This window comes from Streptomyces sp. NBC_00076, assembly GCF_045041235.1.
GTDB lineage: Bacteria > Actinomycetota > Actinomycetes > Streptomycetales > Streptomycetaceae > Streptomyces.
In genome coordinates this window covers 4977571-4992439 of the sequence record NZ_CP108242.1, presented here as the reverse complement: position 1 = coordinate 4992439, position 14869 = coordinate 4977571, and the positions used below count along the sequence as shown (strand labels likewise).

15 protein-coding genes are annotated in these 14869 nt (G+C 71.5%); 7 read left to right on the top strand and 8 right to left on the bottom strand.

All coding sequences use genetic code 11. The features are described from left to right. Positions 1-2: 2 nt before the first annotated feature. Positions 3-623, bottom strand: a complete 621-nt coding sequence (locus tag OHA64_RS22580; protein WP_356767878.1) for a DUF47 family protein — start codon at positions 621-623, stop codon at positions 3-5. Positions 624-823: 200 nt separating this feature from the next. Here OHA64_RS22580 and OHA64_RS22575 point away from each other — a divergent pair, with 200 nt between their 5' ends. Next, positions 824-1183, top strand: a complete 360-nt coding sequence (locus OHA64_RS22575; RefSeq protein WP_405615844.1) for a metal-sensitive transcriptional regulator — start codon at positions 824-826, stop codon at positions 1181-1183. Positions 1184-1216: 33 nt separating this feature from the next. Here the strand turns inward: OHA64_RS22575 and OHA64_RS22570 are convergent, their stop codons facing one another. From OHA64_RS22570 to OHA64_RS22545, 6 genes are all read right to left on the bottom strand, one after another. Further along, complete coding sequence (locus tag OHA64_RS22570) at positions 1217-1384, bottom strand: hypothetical protein (protein ID WP_405624446.1); 168 nt, start codon at positions 1382-1384, stop codon at positions 1217-1219. A 114-nt stretch (positions 1385-1498) separates the two neighbouring features. Continuing rightward, positions 1499-2332 (bottom strand): hypothetical protein, encoded by an 834-nt coding sequence (locus OHA64_RS22565; protein WP_405615842.1) that lies wholly within the window; start codon positions 2330-2332, stop codon positions 1499-1501. A gap of 332 nt (positions 2333-2664) precedes the next feature. Beyond that, entirely contained in the window at positions 2665-3090 is a 426-nt protein-coding gene (locus OHA64_RS22560) for an NUDIX hydrolase (protein WP_405615840.1), read from the bottom strand. A gap of 25 nt (positions 3091-3115) precedes the next feature. Continuing rightward, positions 3116-4252: a CHAD domain-containing protein gene (locus OHA64_RS22555; RefSeq protein ID WP_405615838.1), complete on the bottom strand. Its 1137-nt coding sequence runs from the start codon at positions 4250-4252 to the stop codon at positions 3116-3118. After that, positions 4233-6599, bottom strand: coding sequence for an RNA degradosome polyphosphate kinase (locus tag OHA64_RS22550; protein WP_405615836.1), 2367 nt, complete (start codon positions 6597-6599; stop codon positions 4233-4235). The genes OHA64_RS22555 and OHA64_RS22550 overlap by 20 nt, the downstream gene beginning before the upstream one ends. A 168-nt stretch (positions 6600-6767) precedes the next feature. Continuing rightward, complete coding sequence (locus OHA64_RS22545; protein WP_405615834.1) at positions 6768-7154, bottom strand: GntR family transcriptional regulator; 387 nt, start codon at positions 7152-7154, stop codon at positions 6768-6770. Positions 7155-7265: 111 nt separating this feature from the next. Between OHA64_RS22545 and OHA64_RS22540 the strand changes: the two genes are divergently transcribed. From OHA64_RS22540 to OHA64_RS22520, 5 genes are all read left to right on the top strand, one after another. Next, a complete protein-coding gene (locus tag OHA64_RS22540; RefSeq protein WP_405615832.1) occupies positions 7266-7808 on the top strand; it encodes an RNA polymerase sigma factor in 543 nt (180 codons plus the stop codon). Positions 7809-7872: 64 nt separating this feature from the next. Continuing rightward, on the top strand, positions 7873-8709 hold the full coding sequence (locus OHA64_RS22535; RefSeq protein WP_405615829.1) for a zf-HC2 domain-containing protein: 837 nt from the start codon (positions 7873-7875) through the stop codon (positions 8707-8709). A gap of 91 nt (positions 8710-8800) precedes the next feature. Then, positions 8801-9667: an ABC transporter ATP-binding protein gene (locus OHA64_RS22530; RefSeq protein ID WP_405615827.1), complete on the top strand. Its 867-nt coding sequence runs from the start codon at positions 8801-8803 to the stop codon at positions 9665-9667. After that, positions 9664-11187: an ABC transporter permease gene (locus OHA64_RS22525; RefSeq protein WP_405615825.1), complete on the top strand. Its 1524-nt coding sequence runs from the start codon at positions 9664-9666 to the stop codon at positions 11185-11187. Before OHA64_RS22530 ends, OHA64_RS22525 begins: the two co-directional genes overlap by 4 nt. After that, positions 11178-11867 (top strand): ABC transporter, encoded by a 690-nt coding sequence (locus tag OHA64_RS22520; RefSeq protein WP_405615823.1) that lies wholly within the window; start codon positions 11178-11180, stop codon positions 11865-11867. The genes OHA64_RS22525 and OHA64_RS22520 overlap by 10 nt, the downstream gene beginning before the upstream one ends. Before the next feature lie 72 nt (positions 11868-11939). On the opposite strand, the gene mshD is transcribed toward OHA64_RS22520, so the two are convergent. Beyond that, the gene (gene mshD, locus OHA64_RS22515; RefSeq protein ID WP_405615821.1) at positions 11940-12866 is read right to left on the bottom strand and encodes a mycothiol synthase; all 927 of its coding nucleotides are present in this window, start codon (positions 12864-12866) and stop codon (positions 11940-11942) included. 146 nt (positions 12867-13012) lie between these two features. Between mshD and OHA64_RS22510 the strand changes: the two genes are divergently transcribed. Continuing rightward, complete coding sequence (locus OHA64_RS22510; protein WP_405615819.1) at positions 13013-14839, top strand: bifunctional metallophosphatase/5'-nucleotidase; 1827 nt, start codon at positions 13013-13015, stop codon at positions 14837-14839. Positions 14840-14869: the final 30 nt, after the last annotated feature.

Genomic DNA, 14869 nt, shown 5'->3' with positions numbered 1-14869 from the left:
GGTCAGGACTCCTTGACTGCGATGGTCTCCACCGTGTTCGCCACATGCTCGAACGCGTCGGCGGCTTCCTCGAGCACGTCCACGATCTGCTTGAGTTTGAGCACCTCGATGGCTTCGTACTTGCCGTTGAAGAGCATGGCGAGCAGCTTGCGGTGGATCTGGTCCGCCTGGTTCTCCAGCCGGTTGACCTCGATCCAGTACTCGGTGAGGTTGTCCATCGTGCGGAGGTTCGGCATCGCCTCGGCGGTCAGCTCGGCCGCCCGTGCCAGTACCTCGACCTGCTGCTCGACGCCCTTGGGCAGTTCCTCCACGTTGTAGAGGACGACCAGGTCGACGGCCTCCTCCATGAAGTCCATGATGTCGTCGAGGGAGGACGCGAGGTTGTAGATGTCCTCGCGGTCGAACGGCGTGATGAACGAGGAGTTCAGCTGGTGGAAGATCGCATGCGTGGCGTCGTCACCGGCGTGTTCCGCGGCCCGCATACGCTCTGCGATCTCGGCCCGGGCGGAAGCGTCCGCCCCGAGCAGTTCCATCAGGAGCTTCGAGCCCGTGACGATGTTGTCCGCGGACGCGGCGAACATGTCGTAGAAGCTCGTCTCCCTGGGGGTCAGACGAAAGCGCACAAGGGGTCCTCGGGGTGCATCGGTTTCGGTCAGGCTGATGCTAGGTGCATCATCCGGCCACGGCTAATGGGCCGTCCCCCAGTGTCGCCCATGGGGCAGAGTGTTCGGCAGGGGGGCCGCCCGCAGCGCTTCTACCCCGTAAAGTTCGGTAGGATATACCCTGTAGGGGTATATGTCTGTTCCATGATGTGGAGGACGCGATGACGACCACCGAGGCCGGCGCGCAAGCGCCCTCCGCCGCCGAGGAGCCGACCGTCGTGACGGACCACGACCGCGGCGTGCACGGATACCACAAGCAGAAGGACGAGCACCTCAAGCGGCTGCGTCGCATCGAAGGCCAGATCCGCGGCCTTCAGCGGATGGTCGACGAGGACGTCTACTGCATCGACATACTCACTCAGGTGTCCGCCTCCACCAAGGCCCTGCAGTCCTTCGCCCTGCAACTCCTGGAGGAGCACCTGCGCCACTGCGTCGCCGACGCGGCCCTCCAGGGCGGCGCGGAGGCCGACGCGAAGGTGGCGGAGGCGACGAAGGCGATCGGCCGTCTGCTGCGCACCTGAGGGCGTTGCGTGGCCGAAAACAGTCGGCCCGGCTCATGCGCCGGAGGCGCGCTCCTCGGCCACTCGCAGCACCTCGTCGATGCTCTCCAGGCTGAGCCGGTCCTCGCCGGCGGCCGAGGCCGCGATGATCAGCTCTCCGCAGAGTTCTATCTCGGCCAGAGCCACGTGGTCCTGAACTGCCGTACCGCCGACCGGAGCCACGTGCGTCACCTCGTCTCTGCCGTCACCGACTTCCTAGAGTAGGGAGCCGCCTACGTGCGGCGCATGGCACGGACGGGCTAGTTCTTGACGTCCGTCACGAGTCCGTGCTGGACCTCATTCCTCGGCGATCCGGCCGGCGTAGATGTCCCCGGACGCCGGCAACCGTACCTTCGCCGGTGTCCCGAAGTCGTAGAGCAGGGTCGTGGAGGCGACCGCGACGGAGTCGTTCGGCTGTCCGCCGACGAAGCTGAACCGGTGGCGGATCTTGCGGATGCGCCCCTGTGCGTCGAGGTAGACGTCGAAGGGCACGCTGGCCGAGGCGAACCCTTTCGCCGCTGCCGCCAGCGGCCCCCGGCTCCCGGCGGACGCCTGCCCGGCCGCCGCCCCGAGATCCGCCGTCCCCCGGTAGTGCCGCACCGAGGTCCCCGCGACCTCGGTCTCGCCCACGTACGTCGCCGTCCGCGTCCCGCGCAGCACCTCGGCTGCGGTGAGCGGATCGGTGACCCCGCCGGTGACGAGGTTCCCGTCCGAGAGGGTGGTGGTGTCGACCCGGACCCATTTGTCGGCGGGCACACCCGCGCCCCGGTTCTTCATGAACAGGGCGCCGGGCGCGAGGAGTTCGGTGATCGGACGGTGCTCGACGGTGCCCGCCGGGTCCTGCGGCAGCAGCACCTTCAGCCGCCCGAGCCGGCGGCGGTAGTCGTACACGCCCTCGCCGCGGATGGCGACCCGGGTCCCGCCGTTGGCCATCTCCATCGACGTACGGGCCTTCGAACTCCCGGCGCCCGCCATGGTGTCGGCGACCTGGCGCAGGGTCTGGACCGGGTCGGCCGAGCGGGCGTCCTCCGTGGCCGTCTCGCTGCCGCAGCCGACGAGACCGGCGCACCCGCAGAGCAGGAGCCCCGCCACGACGACCGCCCCACCGGCGCGTCTCTGCCGCTCCGCCATCGTCTGTCTACCCCCAGCCGGTATGTCCGTCACGGGCCCCGTGTCGTTCCCCTTAACGACGGGTATGAGGCCTCGTCACGCGTACACCGGCCCTTTACCTTGGCTGGGTAACGTTGTCAGCGTGGCGCAGCAGGACAGGATTCCCCCACCCCCCGACCGACCGGCCCACCACACACATACGGTCGAGCAGGGCCGTTTCTGCCTTGCCCGCTGCAGCTGCGGCTGGCGCGGCCCGGCGCGCAGAGCCCGCAGTCAGGCCCGCTCGGACGCCGAGGGACACAACCGGGACTGAGGGTCCGGTCGCTCGGCCCTTCGACTTCGGCCTCGCGTGTCTACGTGCGTTCGAAGACTCGGAACAGCAGCTCGTCTACCAGGGTGCGGTCCCGGTGCTGGGTCAGGCGGTTGCGGGCGGCCGACGGGGGGAGCCAGAGGATGCGGTCCACCTCGTCGTTCGGGACGAACGTGCCCCTGGTGGCCTCGGCCGCCCAGTAGCGGACCTCCTTGGCGCGCCCGTTGGCCATGTAGCGGACGGTGGACAGCTCGGCGCCCGGCGCGGCGTTGTAGCCCGTCTCCTCGGCGACCTCGCGGCGGGCCCCGACGAGGTGGTCCTCGCCGCGCTTCAGCTTGCCCTTGGGCCAGGACCAGTCGTCGTATTTCGGCCTGTGCACCAGACAGAGCTCCAGGGCGCCGTCCACCGGGGAGCGGCGCCACAGGACGCACCCCGCCGCCTGGACGGGGCTCTCGTTCGGGTCGTTCATGTCGTCCACCGCCTCCTGAAGGGGGTCAGGGCGTGCCGACCGTCTGCTTCTGCCACGACTGCTGGAAGGCGAAACGTGCCGCCTCCACCTCGTGCCGCTGGTCGGCGTGGAGCACGCCGAGGGCGTAGGCGGTGGCCGGTGCGATACGCGGGGTCCTGGCCGCCTGCGCCGCGGCTCCGGCCGCCTCGGAGGCGTCGCGGTGCCGGTCCAGGGCCTGGCCCGCGGTCAGCAGGCGTACGTCCACGGGGGCGTCCGTGCCCTGGAGGACCTCGCGGGCGTAGCGGTGCAGGCGCAGGAGCAGGCGGACCTGGTGCCAGGGGGCGTCCTGGGGGTGCGGGGCGGGGTCGGGGGAGAGGCCGTGGATCAGGGCCTCGGCGTTGTAGGGGTGGCCTGCCGTGACGAGGGGGAGGGCGGTCACCGCGGCGGTGAGCCTCTCCTGGGCGGCGGCGGCCTGGGGGTGGAGGTTGGTGGTGGTCGCGGTGGGCACCAGCGGGACCTCGCTGGCGAGTACCGCGATGTTGTCGGCGACCGCGTGGAAGCGGGAGGAGCCGAGGGCCTGGAGCGCGGTCGAGTGGGCGCGGGTCCGGGCCAGGGTCAGCTGGCGCTCGAGGAGGGCGCCCGCTTTGGCCGCGCCCACCGTGAGGTTGCCGCGGTCCGGGGCCGCGGGAGGGGCCGGCGGGCCGGGGTTGCCGGCCTGCGCCGCACCCACCGTGGCGCCGGCCGGCTGGGCCGGGAACACCGCCCCGGACAGCCTGTGCAGGGCCAGCAGCAGCCTCTCCAGGCGGGCCGCGTAGGCGTGTTCCATCGCCAACGTGCCGGACAGCCAGGCCAGTTCGGGGCGCATCGACTCCGACCAGTCGGAGTCCAGCAGGGGCCGGAAGGTGTGCAGGCTGCCGCTGATGCGGCGGACCGCGCGGCGCAGGGCGCGGGCCGCGTCGACGGGGTCCGCCGGGCCGCCGGAGCCCTGCGGGCCCGAGCCGTGCGGGCCGGAGCCGGTCTCCCGGTGCAGCCGCAGGGCGCGGAGGAACTCCGTGGCCTGGGCCCGCAGGTAGCCCGCGAGGGCGTCCCCGGTGGGGGCGGCCCCGCCCGCCGAGCCGAGAGTGGGGGTTGGCCCGGCGCGCCTGGACTGCGGATCCGTCGGGTCAAGGTGTTGCTGTGCCACGCCGGCGCCTCCGGGCGTCTATGAGCATCTCCTGGACGTTGCGCAGGGGTTGGCCGTCGGCGTCGGTCGCGTGCCTCGTCCACTCACCGTCCGGGCCGAGGTGCCAGGAGGCGGTGGAGTCGGACATGCCGGTCTCCAACAGCCGGTTGAGCGACGCGCGATGAGCCGGGTCTATGACCCTCACCAGCGCCTCGATACGGCGGTCGAGGTTGCGGTGCATCATGTCGGCGCTGCCGAACCACACCTCGGGCTCGCCGCCGTTGCCGAAGGCGAACACCCGGGAGTGCTCGAGGAAGCGGCCGAGGATCGAGCGGACCCGGATGTTCTCCGACAGGCCCGTGACGCCGGGGCGCACCGCGCAGATGCCGCGCACCCACACGTCGCATTGCACACCCGCCTGGGACGCGCGGTACAGGGCGTCGATGATCGCCTCGTCCACCATCGAGTTGACCTTGATACGGATGAACGCGGGGCGTCCGGCCTGGTGGTGCTGGACCTCCTTGTTGATCCGCGCGATCAGTCCGTCCCGCAGGGACTTGGGGGCGACCAGGAGGCGCCGGTAGGTCTCCCGGCGCGAGTAGCCCGACAGGCGGTTGAACAGGTCGGAGAGGTCCGCGCCGACCTGCGGGTCCGCCGTGAGCAGGCCGAGGTCCTCGTACAGCCGGGCCGTCTTCGGATGGTAGTTGCCGGTGCCGACATGGCTGTAGCGCCGCAGCGTGTCGCCTTCCTGGCGGACCACCAGGGACAGCTTGCAGTGGGTCTTCAGGCCGACCAGGCCGTACACCACGTGGCAGCCGGCCTCCTCCAGCTTGCGCGCCCACTTGATGTTGGCGTGCTCGTCGAAGCGGGCCTTGATCTCGACCAGGACGAGGACCTGCTTGCCGGCCTCGGCGGCGTCGATGAGCGCGTCGACGATGGGGGAGTCGCCGGAGGTCCGGTACAAGGTCTGCTTGATGGCGAGGACGTCGTCGTCCTCGGCCGCCTGCTGAAGGAACGCCTGCACCGACGTCGAGAACGAGTCGTACGGGTGGTGCAGCAGCACGTCCCGGGTGCGCAGGGCCGAGAAGATGTCGGGCGCGGACGCCGACTCGACCTCGGCCAGATCACGGTGGACACCGGCGATGAACTTCTTGTACTTCAGCTCGGGCCGGTCGAGGGAGCCGATACGGAAGAGGCCGGTGAGGTCCAGGGGACCCGGCAGCGGGTACACCTCGGCCTCGCTGATCTTCAGCTCCCGGACCAGCAGGTCGAGCACCTCCCGGTCGATGTTCTCCTCGACCTCCAGGCGCACCGGCGGCCCGAAGCGGCGCCGCATGAGTTCCCGCTCCAGGGCCTGGAGGAGGTTCTCGGCGTCGTCCTCCTCGACCTCCAGGTCCTCGTTGCGGGTGACCCGGAAGGCGTGGTGCTCCAGCACCTCCATGCCCGGGAACAGCTCCTCCAGGTGGGCGCCGATGACGTCCTCCAGGGGGACGTAACGGCCCGGGGAGACCTCCAGGAAGCGGGACAGCAGCGGGGGCACCTTGACGCGTGCGAAGTGCGGGGTGCCGGTGACGGGGTTGCGCACCCGCACGGCCAGGTTCAGGGACAGGCCGGAGATGTACGGGAACGGGTGCGCCGGGTCGACCGCCAGCGGGGTCAGCACCGGGAAGATCTGGTGGCGGAAGAGCGTGAAGAGGCGGGCCTGCTCCTTCTCCTGCAGCTCGTTCCAGCGGACCAGGTGGACGCCCTCCTCGGCCAGGGCGGGGGCGACGTCCTCGTGGTAACAGGCGGCGTGCCGGGCCATCAGCTCGCGGGAGCGGGCCCAGATCATCTCCAGCACCTCGCGGGGCTGGAGGCCGGACGCGGACCGGGTGGCGACACCGGTGTGGATACGGCGTTTGAGACCGGCGACCCGGACCATGAAGAACTCGTCCAGGTTGCTGGCGAAGATCGCGAGGAAGTTCGCGCGCTCCAGCAGCGGCGTGTTCGGGTCCTCGGCCAGTTCGAGGACGCGCTCGTTGAAGGCGAGCCAACTGCGCTCCCGGTCGAGGAAACGACCCTGCGGAAGCTGGGGCCCGTCGAAGGGCGCCTCCTCGTACGCGTCGAGGTCGGCGTCGATGTCGGGTTCCAGGTCGGAGACGGCCGCCGACACGGTGTGCGGGCGGTGCGCGGCTATGGAACCCACGGAGGGCTGTGCGTGCTGGACCTGTGCCTGGGCGTTTGGCTGGCTCATGGACCCATTCTTCCGCGCCACGAGCAATACAGGCGCGTCGGACAGCGCTGGCGTGAGCGCGGCGGACGCGCGGACGTCCCCGTTCCTCGCGGTTCCCCCGGGGGGAGGCGAAGGCTCTGGCACGGCTGGGTTCATTGAGCGAGCGTCGCAAGCCCGTCTGAACCAACGGTTACGGCGACATGGCGTGCGGGATATCTGGGGGCGGCTCTGGGGCGTCGGAGGCGGTCGCCGGGCCTGCCCGGACGCCCCGGCGGCCGAAGCGCCTGCCGAGCGAGACCGCCTCCAGGGCCGAGGCTGTGCCGGTCAGGAGGGATCCCCCTGGAAGTGCTTCTCGAGAACGGCCGTGAACAGCGCGGTCACGTCGTCCCGGTCCAGCCCGCTCTCGCGGGCCCTGGCCGCCCACGCGTCCAGCTCCCCGCGCAGGGGGGAGCCGGCCGGGGCGGTGCCCAGCGAGCGCCGGACGAAGGTCCCGAGGCCGCGCCGCGCCTCGACCAGACCCTCCCGCTCCAGCTCGCGGTAGGCCTTGAGGACGGTGTTCGGGTTGATGGCGGTGGCCTCGACGACCTCGCGGGCGGTGGGAAGCCGGTCGCCCGGCACCAGCAGGCCCAGCCGAAGGGCCTGCTTGGTCTGCTGGACGATCTGGACGTAGGTGGCCACGCCGCTGTGCCGGTCGATGCGGTACTCGACCACTGGGACAACCACCCTTTCACTAATTGAGTAGTGAAAGGGTGGTTGAAGGAGCCTTCGAAAGTCAAGCCTGATCGCGTGAACCGATCGGGCGGGCTCGTCCGATGAGGGGACGTGAGCGAAACGAGAAGCGACGGGGAGCTGCTGCGGGCCATCGCGGCGGACGCGGACCGGCGTGCCTTCGAGGAGCTGTACCGGCGGTTCGCGCCGTGGCTCACCGCACGCCTGCGCGGCCGGTGCGCCGACGCCGGGCTCGTCGACGACGTCGTACAGGAGACCTTCCTGGCGGTGTGGCGGGGCAAGGCCCGGTACCGGCAGGAAGGAGACGTGGCGGGGTGGCTCTGGCGCATCGGGTCGCGGCGGCTGGTCGACGCGCTGCGCGGGGACGGGGCACGGGGGCGGCTGCGGCAGGCACTGGCACGGCTGCGGCACCGGGACGAGGCGTCCGCGGAGGAACGCGTGCTCGCGGGGGTGGAACACGGGGACCTCGCGGGCGCCCTCGTCCGGCTCTCGCCGGAACTGCGGGCGGTCCTCCAGGCGACGGTCATCGACGGCCTGACCACCCGAGAGGCGGCCGTCCTGCTCGGCATCCCGCCGGGCACGGTCAAGACCCGGGCGATGCGGGCCCGCCGGCAGCTGCGGGAGGCACTGGCATGAGGACGCGAGAACGACCCCAAGAGACCGGCATCAGTACGGATGGACGACGGTGGGAGGTGGCGGCATGACCTGGCATGTGACCGAAGAGGATCTGCGGGCCTACGCGCGGGGCGAGTTGGCGCCGCCCGTGCTCTGGGCCGCCGACACCCACCTCGGCGCCTGCGCGCGGTGCCGGGCCGTGCTGGCCGACGTCGGCGACCCGGCCGCCCTGGACGCCGGCTGGGAGCGGCTGGACGCCGAACTCGACGCGCCCCGGCCCGGGTTGTTCGAGTCGCTGCTGGTGCGCACCGGCGTCCCCGACCACATCGCGCGGCTGCTCGCGGCCACCCCGGTGCTGCGTGGCTCCTGGCTGGGCGCGGTCCTCGGCGTGCTCGGCATGACCGTCCTGGTGAGCAACGCGCTGCGGACCACGGACTCGCCCACGCTCTTCCTCGCCCTCGCGCCGCTGCTGCCGCTGGCCGGTGTGGCGCTCTCGTTCGGGCCCGTACTGGACCCGACGTACGAGATGGCCGTGGTGGCCCCGCTGCACGGCTTCCGGCTGCTGATGATCCGGACGGTCGCGGTGCTCGTCGCCGGACTCGGCCTCAACGGCCTGGCCACGCTCGCGCTGCCCGGGTTCGGGCTGCGGGCCCTCGCCTGGCTGCTGCCCGCGCTCGCCCTCACCACGACCGGGCTGGCACTGACCCCCCGGCTGGGCCCGGTGCGCGCGCCCTCGCTGGTCGGCGGCGCGTGGATCGCGCTGCTGCTGGTCGCGGACGCCGCCGATCCGGCCGGCGAGGGGACGCTGGTGCCGTTCACCGCGCTCGGACAGGGAGTGGCCGCGGCGGTCGCCGCGCTCGCGGCCGGGCTGCTGTTCGCTTGGCGGGACGGCTTCGACCGCTTCCAGGGCAGGGCCGTATGACCACTCTTCTCACTCGTCCACCTGTTCCAGCTGTTCCAGGGGAGGCCCGGATGACTCCCGCCCACTTCGCACACCTTCTTGGGAGTTCCGTATGACCCCCACCGTCTCCGCCTCCGGGCTCAGCCTCCGCTACGGCGGTACGCACGCCCTCGACGACGTGTCGCTGCGGCTCGCGCCGGGCGTGACCGGGCTGCTCGGGCCCAACGGGGCCGGCAAGACCACCCTGTTGCGGGTGCTGGCCACGGCCCTGCCGCCCGATCACGGCGCCTTCACCGTGCTCGGCAACGACCCGGCCACCGCACGCGGCCGGCAGGAGGTGCGGCGCGCGCTCGGCTACCTGCCCCAGACGCCCGGCTTCCACCCGGACTTCACGGCCTTCGAGTTCGTCGACTACGTGGCGATCCTGAAGGAGCTGACCAACCGCACCGCACGCCACCGCGAGGTGCGCCGCGTCCTGGACGAGGTCGACCTGGCCGACGTACGCGGCAGACGCATCAAGAAGCTGTCCGGCGGTATGCGGCAGCGGGTCGCGCTGGCCGCCGCCCTCGTAGGCGACCCCGGATTCCTCGTCCTCGACGAGCCGACCGTCGGCCTGGACCCCGAACAGCGCATGCGGTTCCGGGAGTTGATCGCCCAGGCGGGAGAGGGCCGGACCGTGCTGCTGTCGACCCACCAGACGGAGGACGTGGCGATGCTCTGCCACCGTGTCCTGGTGATGGCGGGTGGTCGCGTCCGCTTCGACGGCACCCCGGCCGACCTGACCGCACGGGCGGCCGGCCGGGTGTGGAGCAGCACCGAGCGTGCCCCGGGCGCGAAGGCGGGCTGGCGCACCGGAACCGGCACCTTCCGCAACGTGGGTGATCCGCCGCCCAACGCGGAGCTCCTCGAACCCACCCTGGAGGACGGCTACCTGCTCACCCTCGACGGCGAGGGTGCCCAGGAGGTGAAGGCGGCATGAGCGCGGTCATGGAAGCGGCACCCACCGTGGTGCGCACCGAGCCCGGACGGCCGTGGCGGGCGGTGACGGGCCTCGCCCTGTTCGAGGCGCGCAGACTGCTGACGCGGATCCCGGTCCTCTTCGCCTTCCTCGTGTACATCGGCTGGATCGTGTGGCGGACCCGGCACTCCTTCGACGGCTTCCCGGCCCTCCAGGACGCCGACCGCGCCACCCAGGGCGGGCCGATGCTCGTCGGTCTGGCGGTGCTGCTGAGCGCCAACCAGGCGGTTCTGCGCGCCAAGCGCCGGGACACGGAACGGCACTTCGCGGTTCTGGTGATGCCGCCGTGGCGACGTACGGCCGCACACGTGCTGTCCGTCGTGCTGGTGGCCGCGGTCGTCGCGTTGTGCGTGGCCGGGCAGTTCACCTGGGAGGCGCTCAAGTCCGGGGCGGTCGGCCACGGTTCGGTCGGCGAACTGCTCGTCGGCCCGCTGACGGTACTGCTGGCCGGGACCGCAGGGGTTCTCCTCGCCCGGCTGGTGGCGTCGGTGGTCGCGTCGCCGCTGCTGATCGTCTTCCTTCTCTTCGTCTTCCTCTTCAGCACCACCTCCACCGGCGAGGAGGACGGCACGCGCTGGCTGTACCCGGTGATCAGCGAGAACGTCTCCACCGCCCTCCCGTCGGACCTGCTGGGCCGGCCCGCCGCCTGGCACGCCCTGTACCTCCTCGCGCTCGCCCTGACGATCGGTCTGCTCGCCGTGCTGTGCGGCGGCGGGCGGCGGATCCGGACCGTGCAGGGTGCCTTCGTGGCCATGCTCGCGGTGACCGTGCTCGGCGCGTCCGCCCAGATGACCGGGGTCCCGGCCGCCACGACCGCCGCCCGTGAACGGGCCTCGACCACCCCGGAGAAGGAACAGACCTGCGTCGAGCGGGACGGGTCCACGTACTGCGCGTTCCCCGAGTGGACCCCGCGGACCGGCACCTGGGCCGACACGGTGAAGCAGGTCCAGTCCCTCACGGGCGGTACCGCGCACGACCAGAAGCTCCTCGTCCGGCAGCGGATCGATGCCCGCTACGGCCTGAGCTCCGACAGCGCGCTCGAACCGTCCACCACCCCGCACCAGGTGACCGTGGGCACCGACTGGGGCGGCAACCGCGTCCCCGAGTTCTCGGTCGCGGTCGCCGGAGTGCTGGTCGCGGGCAGCGAGAAGAAGGCGACCGACGGCCTGTGCGACGGGCGGATGGTCACCATCATGTGGCTGGGCGTGGCCGGCCGGCCCGACCCGATCGGCGACCTGGCCCGGGTCCGTCTCGACGACAGCATCAGCGGCTCCGCGGTCGTCATCTCGCCGACCGAGGGCCTGTACATGACGAGCGGCCAGACCAGTGTCGTACGGCAGCTGCTCGACCAGCCCCGGCAGACGGTCGCCGAGCGCGTGAGGTCGCACTGGACGGAGCTGACCGCGCCGAAGGTGACGACCGCCGAGGTGGCCCGGCTGCTGGGCGTCGAGGCGCCGAAGAAGGCGGACAAGTGCCTGTAGCGGCGACGGTACGAGTGCCCCTGGCGGCGACGGTACGGGTGCTGCTGGTCCCCCTCGCGCGCACGCTGCCGTGGCGGGCGCTGAGCGCGGCCGGTGCGGTGGGTCTGCTGCTGGCCGCCGTGCCCCGGCTGCTCGGCGACGAGCCCGACGACTGGCTGGCGCTCAACCTGCTGCGGGCCGCCGCCCTCGCCCTCGCCGCGGGCCTGGCGTTCCTCCTGGACGACCCGGCCCGCCACACGACGACCCCGGTACCGGTACGGCGGCCGGTCCGCCAGCTGCTGAGGGTGGTTCTGGTGGTCCCGTTCGCCGCGCTGTTCTGGACCGCGGCCGTCCTGTTGGTGCCGACGGCGGTCCGTCCGCCGGTGGGCGCGGTCACTCTGGAGGCCGCGACGATGTTCACGCTGGCGCTCGCCCTGTCCGCCGCGGCGATCCGCTTCCGCGAGGAACCCCGGCCGGGGACGGGGGTGACGGCGGTGCTCCTCATAGGGGCCGTGCTGTCTCCGCTGCTGCTGCCGGACTGTTGGGAGCTCGTCGTGACGGTGACGGACGAGCGGTGGGCGGCCGCGCACGAACGGTGGGGCGCGCTGCTGGCGGCGGCGTTGGCGGTGTTTGCGATGTGCGGGATGGAGCCGGTACGGCGGCGGTGGGCGGCGGGTCCATTGAAACCGTCGCGCACCTGAGGGCCCCTGGTCCCGGTGACCGGCCCTGTCCCGGGGCCGGTCACCGGCTGTCCGTTACAGCCCGCGCGGGTCTCAGCTCTCCGTGCGGTACATCAGGTCCGTCTCGTACGTCCCGAAGCCCAGTCGTTCGTACACCGAGACCGCCGCCTCGTTGTCGGCGTCGACGTACAGCATCGCCGTCGGCAGTCCCTGACCCGCGAGATGCCGTAGCCCGACGGTCGTCAGTGCCTTGCCCAGGCCGCCGCCCTGGGCACCGGGCCGGACTCCCAGGACGTACACCTCCCCGAGCCGTTCCGCCGCGTGGACCTTCGTCCAGTGGAAGCCGACGAGTTCGTCGCCGCGGAGGGCCAGGAAGAACCCCGCGGGGTCGAACCACGGCTCGGCCAGGCGGTCGTCGAGGTCCCGCTGGGTCAGGGACCCCTGCTCCGGGTGGTGCGCGAAGGCCGCCGCGTTCACCGCGAGCCAGGCCGAGTCGTCGGTGCCGGGGACGAAGGTCCGTACCGTCACGCCCTCGGGCAGCACCGGATCCGGCAGGCCCAGATCGTCCAACGACCGCCGCATCTGCCGAAGTTCGCGGAAGAGGGTCAGCCCGAGGACCTGCGCCAGATGACGGGCGGCCGAGTGCCCCCCGTGGGCCCACACCCGCAGCCGCTTCCCGGACGCGGCGAGCAACGCGGAACCCAGCGCCCGGCCGTGGCCGTGACCCCGGTGCGAGGGATGGACGACGAGTTCCGCCGTCGGCGCCTCCACCGGGTCGGTGTCCTCCAGCTGGGCGTAGCCGACGAGTTCGTCCCCGACCGACAGCAGCAGATGAGCCACCCCCGCGCGCGGGCCGCCCCGCAACTGCAACCGGCCCTGTTCCGACACCGCCTGCTGCCCATCACTTCGCGCCGCCGTCGCGAGCAGCCCGAGCACCGACTCGGTCTGGTCCGGCGAGAGCTCGGAGCGGGTCTCGATGGAGCGGGGGATACCGGGGCGTGCGGTGTCGTCGCTGGTCATGCGTACGAGAGTAAGGGGAGCACCCGGCAAAGTGGCGGCAAAGAAGCAACCAGGATGTAACCGCGAAACCTCTGTCGCGCTACGCGCGTTGACCCTAGGCTGCGCCGGACGGGGCCCACTTCCACACCTGAATCACAGGGGGGCGTATGCCAGCCACATCCCAACCGCAGCCGGCTCAAGCCGTGCGCCGCAGACGTCGTACCCGCCGGCTCCTCGCCGCTGCCGCCGGTCTCGCCACCGTCGGCGCGCTGGCCGCCGTGATGCCGGCCACGGCGAGCGCGGGCGAGAGCAAGGGCCGCCCGGGTGGTCACCTGCCGGGCCGCTACCAGGACGTACAACTGCTGTCCTTCAACGACCTGCACGGCAACCTGGAGCCGCCGTCCGGTTCCTCCGGCCGGGTCACCGAACTCCAGGCGGACGGCACCACGAAGACGATCGACGCGGGCGGCGTCGAGTACCTCGCCACCCATCTGCGCGAGGCCCGCAAGGGCAACCCGTACTCCGTCACCGCGGCCGGCGGCGACATGGTCGGCGCCTCCCCGCTGATCTCGGGCCTGTTCCACGACGAGCCCACCATTGAGGCGCTGAACAAGCTCGATCTGGACGTCACGTCGGTCGGCAACCACGAGTTCGACGAGGGCGCCAAGGAACTGGGCCGGCTGCAGAACGGCGGCTGTCACCCCACCGCCGGCTGCTACACGGACAAGAAGTTCAAGGGCGCCGACTTCCCCTATCTCGCGGCGAACGTGCTGAACGAGAAGACCGGCAAGCCGATCCTCAAGCCGTACTGGGTGTGGAAGAAGAAGGGCGTCAAGGTCGGCTTCATCGGCGTGACCCTGGAGGACACCCCGGGCGTCGTCTCCGCCGAGGGCGTCAAGGGCCTGAAGTTCAAGGACGAGGTCGAGACGATCAACAAGTACGCCAAGGTGCTGCAGAAGCAGGGCGTGAAGTCGATCGTGGCCCTCATCCACGAGGGCGGGCTCCCGGCCTCCTCCTCGTACAACTACGACTGCGACGCGGGCGGCGCGGGCAACGGCATCTCCGGCCCGATCGTCGACATCGCGAAGAACATCACGCCGTCGGTGGACGCCCTGGTCACCGGCCACACCCACGCGGCGTACGTCTGCACGATCCCCGACCCCGCGGGCAAGCCGCGCATGGTCACCTCGGCCGCGTCCTTCGGCCGCCTCTACACGGACACCACGCTCACCTACGACCGGTGGACGGGTGACATCGCCCGTACGTCCGTGAAGTCGGCGAACCACGTGGTCACCCGGACCGTCCCCAAGGCGACGGACATGACCGCGCTGATCGGCAAGTGGAACACCCTCGCGGCGCCCATCGGCAACCGCGCGATCGGCTACATCTCCGCCGACGTGCCGAGCACCGGCACCGAGTCCCCGATGGGCGACCTGATTGCGGACGCCCAGCTCTGGTACGGCCGTGAGCTGGACGCCGGAACCGACCTCGCCCTGATGAACCCGGGCGGTGTCCGGGCGGGCCTCACCTACGCGGCCAAGGGCGGCGAGGGCGACGGCGTGGTGACGTACGCCGAGGGCTTCACCGTGCAGCCGTTCTCCAACACGGTGAACCTCCAGGACTTCACGGGCGCCCAGCTGATCCAGGTGCTCAAGGAGCAGGTGAGCGGCACGAACTCGGCCGCGCCGAAGATCCTCCAGCCCTCCGCCAACCTGACGTACACCCTGGACCTGACGAAGACCGGCGCGGACCGGGTCGTCACCGACTCCATCAAGGTGAACGGCACGGCCATCGACCCGGCCGCCACCTACCGGGTCGCGACGAACAGCTTCCTCGCGGGCGGCGGCGACGGCTTCACCACCCTGGGCCAGGGCGCGAACGACCTCGTCGGCACGGACGACCTGACGGCCCTGGAGCAGTACCTGACGGCCAACTCCTCGGCCGCCGGACCGATCGCACCGCCGGCGACGAACCGCATCACGATCGTGCAGTAGCGAACGTTCAGTTGGCCGGTGGATCGTGAG